General features: G+C 28.6%; 15 protein-coding genes. 2 read left to right on the top strand and 13 right to left on the bottom strand.

Translation table 4 applies throughout. From position 1 onward, the window contains the following. Window positions 1-28 precede the first annotated feature (28 nt). The 12 genes from Q349_RS02385 to mutM all read right to left on the bottom strand — a co-directional run bounded on the left by Q349_RS02385 (window position 29) and on the right by mutM (window position 13,681). Window positions 29-1,942, bottom strand: a complete 1,914-nt coding sequence (locus tag Q349_RS02385; RefSeq protein WP_036464711.1) for a prolipoprotein diacylglyceryl transferase — start codon at window positions 1,940-1,942, stop codon at window positions 29-31. A 179-nt stretch (window positions 1,943-2,121) separates the two neighbouring features. Continuing rightward, the gene (locus tag Q349_RS02390) at window positions 2,122-3,162 is read right to left on the bottom strand and encodes a ZIP family metal transporter (protein ID WP_084270843.1); all 1,041 of its coding nucleotides are present in this window, start codon (window positions 3,160-3,162) and stop codon (window positions 2,122-2,124) included. 2 nt (window positions 3,163-3,164) lie between these two features. Beyond that, on the bottom strand, window positions 3,165-3,893 hold the full coding sequence (locus Q349_RS02395; RefSeq protein ID WP_036464714.1) for a YebC/PmpR family DNA-binding transcriptional regulator: 729 nt from the start codon (window positions 3,891-3,893) through the stop codon (window positions 3,165-3,167). A 14-nt stretch (window positions 3,894-3,907) separates the two neighbouring features. Next, on the bottom strand, window positions 3,908-4,699 hold the full coding sequence (gene nadE / locus Q349_RS02400) for an NAD(+) synthase (RefSeq protein ID WP_051616770.1): 792 nt from the start codon (window positions 4,697-4,699) through the stop codon (window positions 3,908-3,910). 86 nt (window positions 4,700-4,785) lie between these two features. Next, the gene (gene lon, locus Q349_RS02405) at window positions 4,786-7,605 is read right to left on the bottom strand and encodes an endopeptidase La (RefSeq protein ID WP_084270844.1); all 2,820 of its coding nucleotides are present in this window, start codon (window positions 7,603-7,605) and stop codon (window positions 4,786-4,788) included. 10 nt (window positions 7,606-7,615) lie between these two features. Beyond that, window positions 7,616-9,946 carry a class I tRNA ligase family protein gene (locus Q349_RS02410; protein ID WP_036464717.1) on the bottom strand — a complete coding sequence of 777 codons (2,331 nt, stop codon included), beginning with the start codon at window positions 9,944-9,946 and terminating at the stop codon, window positions 7,616-7,618. An 8-nt stretch (window positions 9,947-9,954) separates the two neighbouring features. After that, window positions 9,955-10,752, bottom strand: a complete 798-nt coding sequence (locus Q349_RS02415; RefSeq protein WP_036464719.1) for an MPN527 family putative ECF transporter permease subunit — start codon at window positions 10,750-10,752, stop codon at window positions 9,955-9,957. Next, on the bottom strand, window positions 10,753-11,379 hold the full coding sequence (upp, locus tag Q349_RS02420) for a uracil phosphoribosyltransferase (RefSeq protein ID WP_036464721.1): 627 nt from the start codon (window positions 11,377-11,379) through the stop codon (window positions 10,753-10,755). Between the two features lie 121 nt (window positions 11,380-11,500). Beyond that, entirely contained in the window at window positions 11,501-11,923 is a 423-nt protein-coding gene (locus tag Q349_RS02425) for a large conductance mechanosensitive channel protein MscL (protein ID WP_084270845.1), read from the bottom strand. A 9-nt stretch (window positions 11,924-11,932) separates the two neighbouring features. Continuing rightward, window positions 11,933-12,289, bottom strand: coding sequence for a Smr/MutS family protein (locus Q349_RS02430; RefSeq protein WP_036464723.1), 357 nt, complete (start codon window positions 12,287-12,289; stop codon window positions 11,933-11,935). Further along, entirely contained in the window at window positions 12,289-12,831 is a 543-nt protein-coding gene (locus Q349_RS02435; RefSeq protein WP_036464725.1) for a cysteine hydrolase family protein, read from the bottom strand. The genes Q349_RS02430 and Q349_RS02435 overlap by 1 nt, the downstream gene beginning before the upstream one ends. Then, window positions 12,821-13,681, bottom strand: a complete 861-nt coding sequence (gene mutM / locus Q349_RS02440; protein ID WP_036464727.1) for a DNA-formamidopyrimidine glycosylase — start codon at window positions 13,679-13,681, stop codon at window positions 12,821-12,823. Before mutM ends, Q349_RS02435 begins: the two co-directional genes overlap by 11 nt. Window positions 13,682-13,763: 82 nt before the next feature. On the opposite strand from mutM, the gene Q349_RS02445 reads away from it, so the two are divergent. Together Q349_RS02445 and Q349_RS02455 are read left to right on the top strand one after the other, a co-directional pair. After that, a complete protein-coding gene (locus Q349_RS02445) occupies window positions 13,764-15,146 on the top strand; it encodes an ATP-binding cassette domain-containing protein (protein ID WP_036464729.1) in 1,383 nt (460 codons plus the stop codon). A gap of 500 nt (window positions 15,147-15,646) precedes the next feature. Then, window positions 15,647-18,262, top strand: a complete 2,616-nt coding sequence (locus tag Q349_RS02455; protein WP_036464733.1) for a GA module-containing protein — start codon at window positions 15,647-15,649, stop codon at window positions 18,260-18,262. 73 nt (window positions 18,263-18,335) lie between these two features. Here the strand turns inward: Q349_RS02455 and pfkA are convergent, their stop codons facing one another. Beyond that, the gene (gene pfkA, locus Q349_RS02460) at window positions 18,336-19,313 is read right to left on the bottom strand and encodes a 6-phosphofructokinase (protein WP_036464735.1); all 978 of its coding nucleotides are present in this window, start codon (window positions 19,311-19,313) and stop codon (window positions 18,336-18,338) included. Between the last annotated feature and the right edge of the window lie 13 nt (window positions 19,314-19,326).

Below are 19,326 nucleotides of genomic sequence, written 5' to 3' on the forward strand. Positions count from 1 at the left end.
CATTTGCGGCTTTATATTTCTTTAAAAATTAGTTAGTTTCTGTTTCGGTTGTTGTACTTGCTTCTTTATCTGATGAAGAAGTTTCGGCTTCAGTTTCAGTTTCTTTTGAAGGTTTTTCTTCATTATTTGCCACTGCTTCTTGTTCAGCTTTTGCAGATGCTAAAGCATCTTGGTATGATTTAAAGTATTTGCTTCAATCATTTTTAATTCTATTTGAGTAATATCAAACTCTATCTACTGGAGTTTTAAGAGTTTTGATTAAATCATATCCTCATTCTGCTTCTGGTAATACTGTGTAAAATGCAGGTCCTCAAATATTAATGTATGCTCTAGCTAAAAGATCTTGTTGTTTTTGTTGCTCTTCATCATTAATATCTAATCCTTCATAAAGTGCTTTTGCAGCGTGTAAAGCTTTTCTTGCATTTTCAAGCGCTTCAAGAACTTTAGGATCTTTATTTGTTTCATTTTCTAAGTATAAATCTAAGAAATCATTTAATTCTGAATTGAATGTTTTTTTGTTGTTATCAACTTCTTTTTTACGTCTATCTTGTTCGGTATCTTCTAAGGCTTTAATGGCTTTATCGTATTTAGCTTTTTCTGTTTCAAATGAATCTTTAACTTTGTCAATAAAGTCTTTAACGGTTTTAGCGTCTGATGAATCTTGACCTTCTTTATAAGTTTCTTGTGCTCACTTATAGAAATCAGCAACAGCTTTTAAATGCTCTTCTAATTTTGCTTGATCAAATCCTTCTACTGAACCATCGTAATATTTACCAAATTTTTCTCTTAATTCTTTAACTTTTTCTTCACCATTAACATCTTTTAATCAAGGTTTTAATTTACCAAATTTTTCTTTCATTTGATCTAATAATTTTAAAACTTCTTCAAGTTGTATAAATTGTTCATTATAGAAAGGTAAGTTAGTTACGATTTGGTAAACATTTGTTTTTTCTGAATTTGTTTCATCATCTTTGTAGTAAGGGAAGATTGCTACAACACTATAATCTTTGTATTTAGCAGCTTGATCTTCACCAATTAATACAACTAATTCATTGTAGTAATCATCTAATACTTTTTTTCTATCTTTTAACTTAACAACGTTTTCTTCTTCTAAAACATTTTGACTAATGTATGAAGTGTATTTCTTTTTATATTCTTCAACAATTGGTTTAAGATCATTTGTTGTTTTTTTGTTGTCTAAAAATGAATATTGTCTTAAGTTATTTTCAATTTGGGCTTCAAAATATTTGGTGTAGTATGGAGAAACAGCATCTTTTAAGTTTTTTGCTTGTTTATCTAAATCATCTAATTTAGCAACGCTATATTCTTCTTTTGTTTTTACATTAACAAATTCTTTTTTACTTTCAAAATATGAGTATGCATCATTAATTTTTTTTGCATCTTCTTCTGAAACTGATTGTTGTTTATCAATGCTTTGAACGTTTTGATTTAAGATTTCAATAAGTTTATCAGCAGGTTTTGATGTTAATAATTCAACATAAAGTTTTAATTTATCAATTTGTTCTTGTTCTTCTTTTGAAAGCGCGTTTGGATCTTGTTGGTTTTCTTTTTCGGTACCTTCTTTAGCTTCTTCTGATTCTTTACCTTGAGTTTCTTCAGTGGTTGGTTTTGATTCCTCAGCTTCAGTAGGTTGTGCTGCTGCTTCACCATTTGCTTCTGTTGAAGTACCAGATTCTGCACCTGAAGTAGATTCTGTTGAACCTGTTCCTGAGTTTGTCGCTCCCGCTTCTGTTGAACCACCAGTTCCTGTTCCATCACCATCAGTATTTGAAGTTGTTGTTTCGCTATCTGTTAGTTTAACTTCAGCTTTAGCTTCACTTGTATTAGATGAACTTTGTGTTGGTTGTGTACATGCTACTGATGCAATTGAAACTGTTGAAAGAGCAAGTAATGCACCAAGAATTTTATTTTTGATTTTCATAGGAACTCCTAATTTTAAAATATTTTTAAATATGAATTTAAATTGAATAAAGTGTTAACTCTTTATGGTTTAAATTATAAACTTTTTTATCTTTTTTTGCACTATTATTTTTAACTTTTTAGTTGATTGATATAAAAATAAAATACCAAGTAATTATTGGTATTTTTTACTTACTAAAACTAATGCTTATGAATCGAAAGAATAATTACAGCAAAAATAACTCCGATAAATAAGCAAGTAATCACCGATAATCAAGTTTTTTTGTCCGTATCAGTATGATAAAACTCTGGGAAAAATTCCACCAAAGAAGTAAAGAGAAAAATTCCACCAATTGTTGAAAAAATAATCGATCTAATTTCTCAATTTTGATTAATGATATCTCCGCTATAAATCCCAATTAACATAAACGGAAAAAAAAGCATTAATCCTAAAAAAGAAATAAGAAGTGAGTTTCACTTTGAATACCCTCCGTCTCTTAGACGATAGTAAAAGACCAATTCTTCTGGAATTAAGTGTAAAATCAAACTAATAATAAAGGCAATCGAAAGTGAATTTGAACGATTTTGAACTAGTAAATTTAAGTTATAACCTAATAAAAGCCCTTCAGGAATCCGGTGAGTGAGTAATAAAATTAAGGCAATAATTTTAAGCTTGGCTTCAACTTTATCAATAAGGGTTTGTTCAGCAATTTCATTAGAATCTTCTCGGTTAAAAATGTAATCTTCATGTTTATGGGTGTGCGTATGTCCATGTTCATCTGAGTGTTCGTGAATAAAAACACGCGTTTTTTTGTTGCTCATTAAAGCTTTGTTAATTCGATATGAAATAACATATTTAACAAAATAAGCAAAAACAACTCCAAAAAGAACTCCACCACCAACTAAAAAGACATTGTAAAGATAAATATATAAATCGCGATGTTCAGTGAAACTAGGATCATTAGGAACAATTATAGCCGCATTAATTGAGGAAATTTCAAGCGATTCCCGAATAAATCCAAAAGTGGACATTACAATAAAAAACCCAGTTGTAAAAGCATATAATAAAACTTTTGATTTGCTATTTAAACGCGATTTAAAGAGAGGAAAAATAAAAGAAATGATCAAAGGAATAATTAAGAGAGCAAACAAAAAAATCAGAACTATAATAAACTTAGATCAGTTCTGGCTTCCTGTTGCTAACCATAATAAATCATAAAATTCTTTTATTTGTTGGTTCATATTTACTTAATCTCGATATTGTGGTATACCTCTTGCACATCATCATCTTCTTGTAATTTTTCTACAAATTCAAGAAGTTTTTGTTGTTTTTCGGCATCATATTCAACGTACATATTTGGAATGTAAGTGACTTCACATTGCATAAATTCAGCAATGTCAAAGTTTTCTTCAAGTGCATTTTTCAAGCTACTAAAATCACTTGGCACAGTAGTAAGAAGGTATGATTCTTCTTTGTTTTCAATATTTTCTGCTCCGTTTTCAAGTGCAATAAGCATAAGTTCATCTTCATCAATGTTACCTTTTGCAAATTCGATAACACCTTTTTTATCAAAAGCAAATGGAATCGAATTGGTTTTTCCCATTTGTCCATTTTGCTTATTAAAGTATGATTGCACATTTGAAGTAACACGGTTAATATTATCAGAAAGAGTTACTACAATAAAAACGGCTCCACCAGAAACGGTAGCATTAAAAATGGTTTCTACGTATGAGCTTGAGTTTTTATCTCCTTTAGCTTTAGCAATAGCTCTTTCAATATTGTCTTTAGGCATATTCTTACTTCTTGCCTTGGCAATAGCTAATTTTAAAGCAGGGTTATTATCTGGATCAGGCCCTCCAAGTGATGCTGCTACATAAATTTCCTTTGAAAGTTTTTGGAAAACTTTTCCACGAGCGGCATCTTGAGCCCCCTTCCTGTGGGCAATATTAGCTGCGTGTGAATGTCCAGCCATAATTATCTCCTTTTTTATTTAACATCACTTGGTGTAGGTGGTAAGTGACGTTTGTGTTCTGTTTTATAGTGTAAAGTTTGAATTTTGTCAATAACTTGTGGTTCAAGGTTTTGCTTAATTAATTCAAAATTATCTAAATGATTAAGGAAAAAGTCTAGTTGAGCATAACTAAATCCTAATTCACTTTCATCAGTTTGGCCTTCTCAAAGCCCAGCTGATGGAGCTTTATTTAAAATGCATTCAGGCACGCCAACTAATGAAGCTAAAAATCTAACTTCTCCTTTAGTAAGTTTGCTAATTGGTAATAAATCAGCACCTCCATCACCAAATTTAGTGAAATATCCCACATAAACTTCATCGGCATTATCTGTACCAAGCACAAGCGAATTGTTTTCCTGTGCTAAAGCATATAAGGTAGTCATTCTTAAACGTGGCTTAATATTTGAAAGCGCTAAATGATTATTTAAAAGCAATTGTTGTTGCAATGCTTGAAATACTTGAGTTAAATCAACAGTTTGGAATTTGGCATTTTGAGCCTTCTCAAGTTCAGCAATATCTGATAAATCGCTTGCGGTCATTTGTTTAACCGGCATAACAATTCCTAAAGTATTATTTGGAAAAACACGTTTGGCTAGCGAAAACACAAGTGATGAATCAATTCCACCACTAATTCCAACAATAAACCCACTTGCATTGGCTTGTTGAGCTTTTTCTTTTAAAAAGGTTTCAATTTCATTGATGTATGCTCAAGCTTTTTCTTTATTATAAATAGGTTCTAGACCTTTATATGTAGTAATTTTGCTCATATTTTCCTAATTATTTTAATTTTTATTATTTTACCATGAATTTAAGATTTTTTTTCAGTTGTAAAATAAAACCACCTTTTGTGGCTTTATTTAGTTGTAATAGTTTTTTTTGGTTTTTTGTTTTCAAATAAAACTTCGTAGATATCTTGATAGTTTTCTACCGGAATATAGGTAAGTTTTTCTTTAACCTCTTGTGGAACTTTTTGTAAATTTCTTTGGTTGTTTTTAGGAATAAAAACATACTTAATTTCGTTTTGGTAAGCAGCAAAAGATTTTTCTTTTAGTCCACCAATTTCTAGGACTCTTCCACGAAGTGTAATTTCTCCGGTCATTGCATAATTAGTTGGAATTGAAATATTTTTAATTGAAGATAAAATCGCAGTCGTAAAAGTTACCCCAGCACTTGGTCCATCTTTTGGAGTTGCTCCTTCAGGAACGTGAATATGAATGGTTTTATCATCAAATTCAAATTCTTCAATACCAAATTCTTTAGCATTTCCCCGTACGTATGAAAGAGCAATTAACGCTGATTCTTTCATTACATCTTTTAAAGAACCGGTTAATTTTAATTCGCCTTTACCTGGATAAATATCAACTTCAATTTGTAAGGTTGAACCTCCATATGAAGTATAAGCAAGCCCATTAACCACTCCTGGTACATATGCTTCATCTTTAGGATCTTGGTTAAAAATTGTTGGTCCTAAAAATTCTTCTAAAATTTCTGGTGTAATGACAAATTCTTTAATGCTTGGATCAAATTCAGTTTGTTTAGAAATTTTCCGTGCAATTTTATCAAGTACTTTTTTAAGTCCACGGACTCCAGCTTCACGTGTATAGCGTGAAATTAAAAATTCTAAATGCTCTTGACTAATTTGGAATAATTCCGCACTAATGTATGCTTGCTCAATTACCTTTGGAATTAAGTGTGTGCGAGCAATTTGTAATTTTTCACTTAATGTATAAGCAGGAACTTCAATTAATTCTACCCTATCAAGTAAGGCTTCAGGGATGCCTTCATAATAATTAGCTGTTGCAATGAAAATGACTTTTGAAAGATCATACTCATGCTCAAGATAGTTATCTTGGAATTTAGTATTTTGCTCAGGATCAAGAACTTCAAGCATTGCTGAAGCAGGATCTCCTTTATTGGTTGAGCCAATGGCCATTTTGTCAATTTCATCTAGTAAAATCACCGGGTTAGAAACTTTAGCTTTCATAATTGCTTTGATGATTTTTCCAGGCATAGCTCCAACATAAGTTCTTCTATGTCCACGTATTTCTGATTCATCATGCACACCACCAAGTGATACTTTAATAAGTTTTCTTCCTAATGCTTCAGCAATGGCTTTAGTTAAAGAAGTTTTTCCAGTTCCTGGAGGACCAATTAAAGTAATAATTGGAGTATTGTTAAATTGATAAGTATCTTCTTCTTTTTCTTTGAATAAATTCATATCAATTTCAGTTTGATCATCAACTGAATAACGTTTTAGTTCGGTTTCTTTAGCAACCCTTTTGGCTTTAATTAATAAGGCTATATGCTCAATAATTCTTTCTTTAACATCATCTAAACCATAGTGATGTTTGTCAAGAATCTCTTGTACAGTATGAATATCAATTTTTTCTTTTTGTGTAAGTCTTCATGGAAGTTTTTTCAATAACTCAATGTAAGTACGAGCAATATTAGCATCAGGAGAAGAGCTCATCATTTCACTAAGACGTTGTTCTTCTTGGGCAATTGATTTTTGAATAAAACTTGGATAACGTTTTGAAAGAGTTTTATTAGCAATTGTTTTTTGGTATTCGTCTTTTTCTTGATTTCCTTCAACGGTTTCTTTAAGGATTTTATATTTTTCCTTAATCATGTATTCTTCTTGTTGATTTTGAAAACGGTTTGCAATTACTTTATCAAGAGAAACCTCATTTTCAAGCATCATCGACATAGCATGAGATAAGATTTTTTCAATTTCTTTAATTGATTCTAAATTAAAATCATGTAACAATTTATATTTAAAAATTGGAGGAATGGCTGCATCTGAAAGAACACCAAATAAAGTAAGGAGTTTAGCAAGATACACTTTATCTTCAGCTACTAACTTCTCTTGCTTAATGTATTTTTCAATCAGTGCTTTATAATCTTCAAAAGTTCAAAAAACAGATTGGTTTTCTGGATCGCTATAAACTAAAAATGGTTTGTCATTAAAAATCATTTTTCTAAGATATTCTTTTTCTCTTGTTACAGGGTTTTCTACAAATGTTTCAGTGGTTTTTAAAATTCCCATTGATTGTAGTTCTTCAGTGCGACTTCATAAATCAGAATTAAGTGCAGTATTAATATCTAAATCTCCGTATGCAAGATTATTTTGAATAACATTAAGTGCTTCTTGGTTAAGTTTATCAGGATTTGTAGTGTTAATTTGTTCTCAGAAATTAACTTCGCCAGTGACTGTTTTGTTGGTAATTGAGTCGCACATAAATGGAGCAACTCCTTTGTAAGTAATTACACAACGACGATCTTTAAATTCAATATTAAGCACACGAACTGCTAAACCAGTATTAAAAATCATATATTCACTAGCTTCAGTTTCTTCAATTGCCATATCCATTGGCCGATCATTAACTAAATGCCCTTGAATTTCTTGAATTTGCCCTTTGAATTCTTCGACATTAAAACTACGATATAAAATAACTAAAACATCATCGTATTCATTAATTTTATTACGCTTGTCTAATGGTGTTTTTTCAAGTAAATACTTAAACATTAATAATCGATCATAATCTTCGGGACTAATAAAATTTCCATCTATAAAAAGTTGTCCAATTCCCTCAGGATAATTTATATTGCTAATTTCGGTTGTAATATACAAGAATCCTTTTTGTTCTTTATCTTTTGGGTTTGAAAAGTTCATTTTCTCTCCTTTATTTAATTACTAAATTAACTAATTTTTGTGGAACAAAAATTTCTTTAATAATTGTTTTTCCTTCAAGTCATTTTTGCGTGCTTTCTTTAGCTAATAAAATAACTTGTTCTTTTTGGGTATTTTTGTTAACGGTTATTTCCGCGCGTACTTTACCGTTAATTGTAATTGCATAAGTTACTGTTGAAACCTCAAGTGCAGCATCATCAATTGTAAAATCAGTTAAATTTTCTAAATTAAAATGTTCTTTTGATAATTCTCATGCAATATGTGGAATAAATGGTTCTAAAATGTGTAAGACAACATAAAACATTTCAGTAATTAATTTAGGATCACTAACTTTATCATAAGCATTTAAAGTTTCCATAGTTCACGAAATTAAAGTATTAAATGAATATTCACTTTCTTTATCTTCAAAAATTTCTTTTTCTTTCTTTAATCCTAAATACAATTTGTATCTTGCTTGTTTTTCGTCTTGATTTAAGCTTGAATGATCAATGTTTTTAAAATCTAAGCTTGAATCAATTTCATAAGAACGTTCTCAAAGACGTTTCACAAACTTAAATGATCCATTAATTCCGGCATCACTTCACTCAAGTTCTTTTGCTGGTGGAGCAGCAAAAAGAATAAATAATCTTGTTGTGTCGGCACCATATTTGGCAATCATTTCTGATGGTTCAACAGTATTACCTTTTGATTTAGACATTTTAGCACCATCTTTGAGGACCATTCCTTGAGTAAGAAGGTTTTTAAATGGTTCTCTAAAATTAATAAACCCTAAATCTGCAAGTGCCTTGGTAAAGAAACGAGCATAAAGTAAGTGTAAAATTGCATGTTCAATTCCACCAATATATTCATCAACTTGATTTCAATATTGAACTCTTTGAGAATCAAACAAGTGATCTTCACGAAGATCTTTTGGAGTTGAGTATCTTAAAAAGTATCAACTTGATTCAAAAAATGTATCAAGAGTATCAGTTTCTCTAGTTACTGGACCTTCACATTTAGGACATGTAGTTTCTTTTCATTCTTGAGCAAAATCAAGAGGATTCCCTTGTCCTGTGAATTCAACATTAGCCGGTAAAGCAACTGGTAATTTATTTAAATCCTCAGGGACAGTGCCACATTTTAAGCAATGTACAAGCGGAATTGGTGTCCCTCAGTATCTTTGACGAGAAATTCCTCAGTCACGAAGTTTATACTTAATTTCTTTAGGAATTTTAATATCATGGTTACTTGAAGTTTGCTCAATACTTGGAATTTTATTTGTATCCATAAAGGCTTTGTGGGTTTTATTTAAATGCGTTCCTAACATAGCATCTTTATGAGCATGAATACTTGCAAAATCAGCTATATAAATTGGTAAGCTTGCACCGGTATATGGATTTTTGGCTACTAATGGTAATTTAAGAGCAATTTTTTCTCCAAAAACTTTATTAGCAAAGTTTTGAGAAATTTTTTCAATTAAAAGAAGTTGAATATCATTAAAGTAATTTTGTTCTTTTAAAGCTTTAACAATTTCGTGCTTATTGCTTAAAGCAAGAAAGTCAGCATTAAAAATATTGTCTTTGCTTGCTTCAAAAACATCTAATTGAAAGGTTTCATTATTTTTTAAATTAGTAACATCAAAAGTTACCTTGTATTCTTCGCTTCTTCCAATTCAGTTTTTTTGCATAGTAAGAACTTGTTGCGGTCAATGTCCTTCAAGAGTTTTTAAATCTTCAATTAACTCATCAGCATAGGCAGTGATTCTTAAATAATAAGTATCCATTTCTTTTTGAATAATGTTATTATCACATCTTCAACATTTTCCATCAAGCACTTGTTCATTAGCTAAAACAGTATTATCAGTTTCGCAGAAATTAAGTGAAGATTTTTGTTTGTAAATAAGACCTTTTTCTCAAAGTTTGATAAAGATAAATTGTTCTCATTTAGTGTAATTTTCATCAGCAGTAATTAATTCATGATCTCAAGCAACTGAAATACCAAGTTTTTTAATTTCTTGATTCATAGAATGAATGTTTTCATATGTTCATTTTTTTGGATGAACCTTATTTTTAATAGCTGCATTTTCAGCTGGTAAGCCAAATGCATCTCACCCAAATGGATGGAAAACATTATAACCTTTACGACGATAATAACGAGCAATAGCATCACCAATTGAATAATTACGCACATGGCCCATATGAATTTTGCCACTTGGATATGGAAACATACTTAAAATATATTTCTTAGGTAAAGTGAAATCTTCTTGTGGTTCATACATTTTATGATCAAGTCAATAATTTTGTCACTTAGCATCAATAATATTAAATTCATAATCTCTTTTCATAGTGACTCCTAATAATAATGATTGTATTTCTTTTTGTAGTTAGTAATAATTTTGGTTTTTCAATCCAAAATTCAAATTAAAGTTAAAATAACAGAATTAAGTGCTAAATTAATTAAATTAAACGAAGCATAAATAACAAAGGATCCCAGGAAATAATTTGAAATACCTAAAAAGAGTGGACGTAAAGTTTTTTGATAATTTTGAAGCATAGTTGATAAATTTGGCTTAATGTTTCAAAATAATTTTAAATAAATTAAATTCACAAAAAAGGTATTAACTAAAAAAATAGCACCAATAGCAGCGACCATAGCTAACATAGTTGAGACAAAATAAGATACTATATTGATTCAAAGATAATTATAGTGATGTCTTTGTATTTGCAAATTTATTCTTGGATGTGAAACTCCGCTAGCTAAATAACAATTATACGCAAGAACAAAACCATTTTTGTTTTTTTGTTTTTGGTAAAGAAACTTAAAACTATAAATTTGCGTAACTATAAAGGCAGATTGAACTACTAAAATAGTAAATCTCCCTAAATAATCAATAGCTAATCCTCCTCCACTTATTAAAAGTGGTGTAATGATAAAATTAGCAATTAAAATAGTTCATCCATATCCTCAACCAACAACATAAAAGCCAAATAAAATTGGAATTAAACTAAAATTAAGACCTAAAAACCCAAATAAATTAGGAATAAATCTTGATAAATAGCTAATAATAATAGCAAAAGATAAAATTACTCCAGCAATAGCTATTTTACTAATTGAACTATAATCAGGACTTTTTTCAAAAAAGTATTTCATTTATTTAGTTCCAAAAATCCTATCTCCAGCATCACCTAGACCTGGCTCAATGTATCCTTGGTTATTAAGTTTTTCATCAAGAGAAGCTAGATAAATTTGAAATTCTTGGCCAAATTGTTTTTCAATTGTATCTACTCCTACTTGAACCCCTACCAAACATACTAATTCAATATCTTTAAACCCATCTTCTCTAAGTCGCTTTATAGCTTCAGCAGCTGAATTTCCTGTTGCTAGCATTGGATCAACAACAATAATTTTGGAATCTTTATCAACATGCGGAATTTTGTAGAAATATTCCACCGGCTGTAAAGTTTCTTCATTTCGATAAATCCCAATGTGTCCAACTCTTGCTTGCGGAATTAATTCTAAGATTCCATCCACCATACCAAGACCAGCTCTTAAAATTGACACCACTACTACATCTTTATCAAAAGTTTTACCAATAAATTCCTGATTTAATGGAGTGGTAATTCTTTTGTCTTTGGTTTGGTAATTGCGCATTATTTCATAAACCATTAATGAAGTTATTTCATTTAAGTTTTTACGAAACTCTAAGTGACTTGTGTCTTTTGAACGCATTTTTGTAAGTTTTATTTCAATTAGAGGATGAGAAATGACTTTTAGCATGTTGCTCCTTAAAATAAATAAATATTTATTTTATATTATAAACTTTTTTATTTTATTTTGGTCTTGAAGTTAAAAAAAGACCCAAAAGTTATCTCTTAGGGTCTTATTGAACTTTTTAAAATTATTTTTGACTTAACTTTTCGTTTAATTGTTTAAGTTCAGCTAAAATTAATTCTTCAGTAGTTGGTTTTGGTGCTTCTGGTTCTTTAACAGGAGTTGGATTTTTAAGTTCTTTACGGTAAGCGATGTATCTAATTATTAAAAAGTAAATAAATAAGAATAGGAAAACAAAAGCAGTAACTACTACAAAATAAATTAAAGCTCCTAAGAATTTTCCAATATTCATACCTGAAACAACTCATTCATTGTTATCAGGGATATTTGCAACATGCTTAATAAATCCCATTAAAATATCATTAGCAAACGAACTAACTAAGGCACCAAATACAGTTCCTAAAATGAAGGCAACAGCCAACATAAAGATGTTACCTTTTTTTAGGTGTCCTCTGGCGTCTTTAAAAGCATTCTTAAAAATATTTTTCATAGATTTTTATTATACTTTATTTTTAAAAATAGAGAAAAGATCATCAATTTCCTCATTTGTGATCCCTTGATCTAAGAAGATATTGTTTTCCTTTTCATAAACAAGTTCGTCATATTTGTAATTAGGAACTGCTTTGTTGTTGATAGATAAATAGCAGTAAATAGCACCATTATTATTTTGCAAATGATAAGTAATGTCATTTTGTTCAAGAATATCACAAGCCAATTCACGTAATGTCGCTGTTCCATTACCGGTGATTAATAAAAACGAATTAATTTGGTCATTTTTAAGTTCTCTAATTAAAAAGAGAATTTTAGTTTGAGCTTCTTCCCAAATTAAGCCGTGTAAATCTATTTGTTTATGCACTATTTAACAATCACTCCGGCAAGTTTAAGAATTTCTAATGCTTTTTCTTGAAATTCTGCTGCACTATGAGTAGGGGAATCATAAGTTGCTACAAACTTAGAATCAATAATAATGGGTTTATCCATTTTGATTTTATTAAAGTAAGTACGCATACTTAATGCTAGTTGTAACACACAAATATCAGTGCAACAACCCATTAATTCGAAACTATCATATTTATCTCAAAGAGAACTTTCAATATCTCAAAAAGCATTTGTTGTATTTTTATAACGAACATTGATCTGATCATCAAGAACAAAACTTTTCAATTCATCAACAACTTCTGATTCTTCACTCCCTAATTGACAATGCATTGGTCAATTATTCATTTCAAGATCATCTTCTTGGTGTGCATCACATACAAAAAGAATGTTATTTGGATTAACATCCTCTAAAGAATTTGCAATATTATTTGCAATTGCTTTGACATTTGAAGAAGCAAGAGGCCCAAAGTCGGCAAATCCTTTAAGCATATCCACTATTATATAAAGTTTAGTTTTCATAGGGATTTTTCTGACACACCGGACAGAAACTAGTACCTCTTCCATTTGGTTTATAATCAAGTTTGACTTTTACAATTTCGCTTTTTTTACATCTAAGACAGACATTTTTAACTTGTCCATAAACCTTGAGTTCATTTTGGAATTTTCCGTCAATTCCATTAACTGCTTTGTAAGTATGAACAGAAGATCCGCCTAATTTAATGCTACGATCCATAATCTCTTGAGCGGCATTTAAAATTTCTTGTAATTTTTCTTTAGAAATATCTTTTGCTTTGGTCATCGGATAGACACAAGTAGCATATAAAGACTCATCAGCATAGATATTACCAATCCCTAAAACAAGCGATTGGTCTAAAAGAATGGTTTTAATTGACTTATTTGATTTTTGTAACTTTGCATAAAGTGCCTCTATATCAACGTCTTTGGGAAGTTGCGCTAGATTTTTTAATTGATAAATGCTTTGGTTTTGTTGGCTTTGGTCTCATATTTCAAAGCTACCAAATTTACGAGTATCGTTGTAACATAAAACTTTATTGTTATCTAAATAAAAATATAAGTAGTCATGTTTAAAATGATATTTATCTAAAATTTCAGCATCACGAATGTAATATTTTCCTTCCATTCTTAGATGCGAAATGACTCTTTTTTGATTACTAAACTGAAAAACTAAAAATTTTCCAGTATTAGAAACATCAAGAATTTTTTCTCCTTTTAAATAATTGATAAATTCATTTGCACTTGCATTTTTTACGAATTTATTATCTCAAATTTTGATATCAATAATTGTTCGTCCATTAACTTCATTTTGAAGAGTTTTACGAACAACTGTTACTTCTGGGTATTCAGGCATATTATAAATTATAGATATAAAGTTAATTTATATATTAAAAAATATATAATAAAATAAAATAGTTTATTATATAGGGAGCATTGTGTTATTAAAGGTAAATAATTTAAGCAAGGTTTTTACAAAAAATCAAAAGAATCAATCAGGAATTTTCGATGTATCTTTTGAAGTTAATAAAAGCGAAATTCTTGGATTAATTGGTGAATCAGGTTCAGGAAAAACAACTATTGGCAAAATTTTATCACTCTTGTATAACAATTTTGAAGGTGAATTCATTCTAGATGGAATAAGCTACAAACAAAATAATTTAGATAAAGAAAAAATTAAACAACTAAGACGTAATTTACAAGTAGTTTTTCAAGATCCTAATAGCTCTTTGAATCAAAATGAAACTGTTTTTAACATCCTTAAAGAACCTATTTTAGTGCATAAAAAATATACAAAAGAAATTGAACAAATTCTTTTGGAGCATGAAAATTTTAGTTTTGAACTATACAATGATAAAGTTAGTAAATTTAATCAATTCGTTATTCAAAATTTTGATCAAGACTTTTTAAACCTCAGCTACAAGATTAATAGTTACCAAAATTATTTAGACTTTTACACACAATTTAACTATAAATTAGGAAAAATATATCTTTTTTTAGATGAAATTAATACTTTAAAATATGCAACCCAAAAATATAATAATATTTCAAGATATTTAAAAACGACAAAGTTGGAAAATATTTATAAAAGCGCCACTAAAAAACAACCTAAATTATGGAGATTTAAATTAAAAAAAGCCGAGAAACTTGAATTTTTAGAACTCAAAAACAAAACTATTGAACTAATTAAAAAAATCGAGAAAAAATTAGTATTTATCGGAATCTCCAAATATGATTTTTGACTTAAAAATTTAAAAACAATTCACTCAGAAACTAATGCAATAGTTTTGTGAAAGAAAAAACAAGCTTTAAAAGAATACATAATTGAGGAAAAAGTTTTTAAAATTCTTGAAGATGTTGGTTTAGAAGGTGATTTTGCTTTTCGTTTAGTTTCTGATTTTAGTGGTGGTCAAAAACAAAGAATAGCTATTGCTAGAGCTCTTATAGTAGAACCTAAAATCATCATTGCCGATGAACCCATTTCATCTTTGGATTTATCAATTCAAGCCCAAATTATTAACTTAATCAATGATTTATGCACCAAAAAAGAAATATCTGTGATTTTTATAGCTCATGACTTAAACATGGTTAAGTATTTAAGTACAAAACTTGTAATTATGTATAAAGGTAAAGTTGTCGAAAGAGGCAATACAAAAGATATTTTCGATAATCCAATGCATCCGTATTCGCGCATTTTAATTAACCCTAAATCTACAAATAAAAATTTTGAACAAATTGATAATTTAATGAAAAATTCTTCTAATGAATATATTCAAGTTAGCCCTAATCAATATGTATTAAAATCAAAGGAGGCTAATTAATGTTTACTGAATTATTCCAGTATCTTTGATACACTCTTAAAAAAGAGGTTAAAACATTTCGGTTTTATTTGTTAACACTGATTTATTTACTTGTTTTTTGTGTTTTTCTATTGCTTTTTTATTTTTCAAATGCATGAAACTCTCAAAATGCCTTAATTAATGGGCTAGCATTAAGTTTCTTAATGACGGCTTTGATGATTATTGCTACACTATTTTTACGAAGATTTATCCGAAGAAAAAGAAAAACAGACCAGTTACGTAACATGTATCGCAAGAAAAAAACATTCCAAAAGCTCAACGAGGAAGAAAAGAAAATTTATTTATCTTTATTAGAAGAAAAGAAAAACCCTTTTTTAAACGAAAAAAGAATTATTACGGACTGATGTTATTGATTAAGCTTTTTGTGATACTTTATTGGATTTGTAATAACACTAATTATTGGGTTAACTTAAATTAAATTAATAGCTTGAAAAGAACATTTTAAAAAAGAAAGGAATATTATGAGATCAAGAAAGTTTATTACAAATTTAATTACCTTCCCCTCTGCTTTGGCAGGTTCAATTGTTTTTGTTTCTGCACAATCTTCAACTAAACAAATTGATTTAAATGAGCAAATTAACCAATCACAATATTTATCATCAAAACAAAAAGAATATTTTAAAAATCAAATTCAAAATCTAAAAAACCAAACTAAAGAATCATCAAATTTATCTAATTATTGAAAAGAAATTCTTCAAAACAATAATGTTGAAGGTCTTAAAAAAATTGAACAAAATTTTAAACAACAAGAGTCAATAAGAAAAAGCTTAAAGGAATATTTTAAAAGCAAACAATATAATGATTTTATCAAGAAAAAACAAGAAAACCTTGTTCCTAATTTAGAAGAATTTAAATTAAAAATGGAACAAGCATCAATTTATTTATCCGAAAGTTATGATCCTTTTGATTTCTTGCTTAAATATAAGAATCTACCTTCCAAAGACCTCATGTTAGAAATTTCTAAAGCTATAGAAACAGCTTCAAAAATTTATAATGATATTGTATTAACTACTAAAACTAAATATAATTCAAATCTAGAAAAAGAGGCAGAAGTAAAATCCTTTTTATCAACTAGTTCATACTTTGAGGCTTTAAAATATCATATTTTATTATTAGCTAAAGATAAATTTTTAGACAAGCAAGAATATATACAGGACATTAAAAACTCTAGTAACGAAAAGCAATTAGAAGAAGTAATTAAAAAATACAATTTAAAATCAAGCATTGAAAATTTTGAAAAGACATTAAATGATTATGTAATGAAAACAGGAAATCAAGACAGCACAATTACTGAAGAACAAAAAGAAAGAATCCTTACTTTCTTATCAAATGAATTTCCTGATTTAAAATCAAGTCAATATTACAATCAATTGTCTAGAGCAATAGAACAATATAATAATAACAATATGTATAAAGCACATTATTTCCCTGAATTGGCTAATGTTATTTTAAGGAATTTGCTCTACTTATCAACTAATTATTTAACTGAATATTTATCAGAAGAACTAGATCGAAAAAACTTGGATTTAATAATTGAATATGAATTAAAATATGACACTTTATCAAAACAGCAAAAACAAGTAATTGAAAATAAAATATTTGAAAATTTTAAGAAAATATTTAAAAGTAATTTAGAAGAACAAATTAATAAAAAATTAATCAATCTGACCCAAGAACAAGCCAATAATTATCTAGAAAAATTAAATCAAACAACAAATGTTAATTCATGAAAAAAAATAATTACTAACGCTTATTTAGAAAATGCTAGTAAGTTAAGACCAGAAATCAAGATAGATTGACAAGCAACAAAATTAAAATCACCCAAACAAATTCAAAAGCATTTAATTAGTAATTTAATTGATAATGCTCCTTTTGCCATCTTAAAGGAACAAAAAAATGCTAATGAATCATTAGATATCTTATTGGAACAAAGTAATTGAGCATATAACTCTTTTAAATTTTGGCACCAATTCCAAATAGATAATTGATATGTGCAAATTAGTAATCCGGAATCACTTTTTATTGATGATAAATCTAATCCTTTACCGCTAAGGAAAATTGATCAAAATATATTTAAGGCTCTAAAAGAAACTGTTGCTAATGGTAAATACCAAGGTTGATTAAAATATGCTAATTTTATAAACCAAGATAAGAAAGATGAAATTAATAAAATTTTAAATGAATCCCAAAATCCTTTCCAATTAAACCAAAACATTATCAAAGTTTATAAAAGCATCATAAAAGATCTTGCTTTAAATGATTATTTTATTTTAAATCAAAACAAAATTGAACAATTAAATATTTGATTAAATAAAATTACAAATTATGTCCAATTAAATATTTTATGAAGTAAATTAAGTATTTTAAATAACAATTTAATTCCAAGAGAAGATAAAAACACATATTACCAAATTATTGATAATTTAAATGATTCATATAAAGCAAAAAACATTGCTTTTTATAGCAATATTCAAAATATTCCTAAATTTGACAACAAAGAAAATTATTTAAATGCATTAAAATCAGAAATTGTTTCTTGAAATCCTTATTTTAATCCTATATTGTTATACGCTAATTCTTTATTAGATTCATTAAAAAAATTAACAAACAATCAAAAAGATAGTTATAAAAACCAAATTTACCAAACTTGAATTCAAAATCCAAACCAAGAAGGATTAATACACAAAATTTTAGCTAAGGCAAAAATTAATAACTTACAAAACTTAACTCAAGAAGAGCAAAATAAATATATTCAAGAAGTAGAGAGCTCAAGAAAAAGAAATCAAATTCCAGTTATTTTGTTAGATTCAGAAGTTAAAAATATCCAAAACTCTAATTTAAATGATAAAGAAAAAATAGATTATATTAATAAAATATCAGAGTTTTATGGGTTAAATGAAAAAGTAATAACTGATCAAAAAAACAAAAAAAACGAAGAACCATCAGATGAAATTCCTTCTTGAATTTGATCTATTATAATTGCTTTGCCATTCTTTACTTTGGCGGTTATATTACATTTTGTATATAAGAAAAGAACAAAGAATAATAAAGACAACTTAAGTAATACAAATAAATAAAACTTAATAATCCAAGTATTTTATTCTTAAAAAATAAATAAAGAAAGAAAAACCTAAGTTCAACTTAGGTTTTTTATCTACTTTGATTAATTTTATTGAACTTAATAGCTCTTTCTTGGGCTTTTTCTTTACCTTTATTTATCATACTTAAAGCTTCTAAAATAGGTGTTCCAACAATATCATTATTAAGTACACCAATAGCTAAACCACTTTTACCTTCAACAATATATTCTACTGCTTTAATCCCCATTAATGATGCTCAAATTCTCTCTTGAGCTGTAGGTCTTCCTCCACGTTGAATGTGATTTAAAGGGTTTGAACGGGTTGTTCATCCGGTAGTTGCCTCAACTTGTTTTTGCATTTGAACAATATCGTAGCATTTTTCAGATACTACAATAATGATGCTTCTACGACCTGGCTGTTTAGTTAATTCAAGTGCTTTTTGAGCAATTTCATCAATACTTGGTTTGTAATCACTTGTTGCAATAATTTCAGCGCCAGCAGCTAAACCACCATAAAGTGCTAAATCACCGCACATATTTCCCATTACTTCAACGATCATAATTCTTTGGTGACTTCTTGCGGTATCTCTGATTCTATCAATAGCTTCTACCACAGTATTTAAAGCTGTATCATATCCAATAGTAAAATCACTTGAAGCAATATCATTATCAATAGTACCTGGCAATCCAATAGTCTTTACACCTGATTCATGAAGTTTTTGAGCTCCCATATAGCTACCATCTCCCCCAATAACAACAAGGGAATCGATATTACGATTCTTAAGGTTTTGAATCGCAACTTCACGAATTTCTGGGTTCTTAAATTCTGGGAAACGAGCTGAATAAATAACTGTTCCTCCTTGTGAGGAAAGAGTTTCAAGCTCTAATGAATCAGCTTTAATAATTTGATCATGATAAAGACCTTTGTATCCTTCTAAAACAACATAAGGCTCTAAATCATATCTTTTAGCAGCTTTAGTAATTGCTGCCACAGCGGTATTCATCCCTGGTGCATCTCCACCAGAAGTTAATATAGCAATTTTTCTCATAATTTTCTCCTAT

Source organism: Mycoplasmopsis sturni DSM 22021 (assembly GCF_000701485.1).
GTDB classification, from domain to species: domain Bacteria; phylum Bacillota_I; class Bacilli_A; order Mycoplasmatales; family Metamycoplasmataceae; genus Mycoplasmopsis; species Mycoplasmopsis sturni.